At 57.1% G+C, this 1022-nt stretch carries 1 protein-coding gene; it reads right to left on the bottom strand.

Annotated features, from left to right (window positions below):
- Positions 1-966: an IS481 family transposase gene (locus AB4037_RS34585; RefSeq protein WP_441774676.1), complete on the bottom strand. Its 966-nt coding sequence runs from the start codon at positions 964-966 to the stop codon at positions 1-3.
- Positions 967-1022: the final 56 nt, after the last annotated feature.

The following is a 1022-nucleotide window of genomic DNA, read 5'->3' as shown; positions in this document are numbered from 1 at the left end:
CTAGGTGTTTAGTCCCGGCATTTGGTGGATTGGATTGAGGGTGAAGTTTTCCGGTTCGATTGTCCATCGTTTGCAGATGAACTCGTAGGCTGTGAGCCCCTTCAGTGTCTTCAGGCGCCGGCCAAAATTGTAGGCATTGACGAAGTTGTCGAGGTGGCGTTTGAGCTGGTCGTGATTGTCGTAGTGGTAGCGTTTGACGGTGGCCTCCTTGATTGTGCGGTTCATTCGCTCGACCTGCCCGTTGGTCCACGGATGGTTGATCTTGGTGAAGCGGTGCTCGATGCCATTCTCCCGACAGCGCATCGCGAACATGTGGGTGATGTAGCGGGCGGTCGGGCCATCGGCGTATCGCGGTGGGAAACGGAACTGGATGCCGTTGTCGGTCAGGACGGTGTGGATCCTGTACGGAACCGCAGCGATCAGGGCGACAAGAAAGGCTGAGGCAGTGACACGGTTCGCCTTCTCGACCAGTTGCACGAAGGCGAATTTGCTTGTGCGATCAATGGCGACAAAGAGATGAAGCTTACCCTCGGCGGTCTGCACCTCGGCGATGTCGATATGGAAATAGCCGATCGGGTAGCTCTTGAACCTCTTCTTCGGCTCCTTGTCGCCTTTGATGTCGGGCAACCGACCGATCCCATGACGCTGCAGACAGCGATGGAGGGACGAGCGGGTCAGATGCGGAATGGTCGGCTGCAGCGTGTAGAGGCAGTCGTCCAGGGGCAGCAACGTATGCCGTCGGAAGGCAACGATGATCGCCTCCTCCTCAAGGGACAACACTGACGAGTGCGGCTCCTTCGGACCGGTCGGCAGATCAGCGACCGAACTCCGCTTCTTCCACTTCGCGACGGTCTTCTGGTTGATCCCATAGCGTTTCGCCAGAGCTCTCAGGCTCTCTTCACTATGTTGTATCGCTCGACGGATTGCCTCTGTCGTCGTGGCGCTGCCATGAAGAACCTGGCCCATAGTGCCTCCTTCCATCCGGTGGAAAAGATTGCACCATCAAAACACGGGATCAAACA

It is taken from the genome of Labrys sp. KB_33_2, from assembly GCF_052114505.1.
In the GTDB taxonomy this organism is placed as follows: Bacteria; Pseudomonadota; Alphaproteobacteria; order Rhizobiales; family Labraceae; genus Labrys.
This window is presented reverse-complemented; position numbering and strand designations above follow the sequence as displayed.

Excerpts from the sequence above, each read along its gene's own strand:
- AB4037_RS34585 (WP_441774676.1), bottom strand. The coding sequence starts at position 966 with ATGGGCCAGGTTCTTCATGGCAGCGCCACGACGACAGAGGCAATCCGT.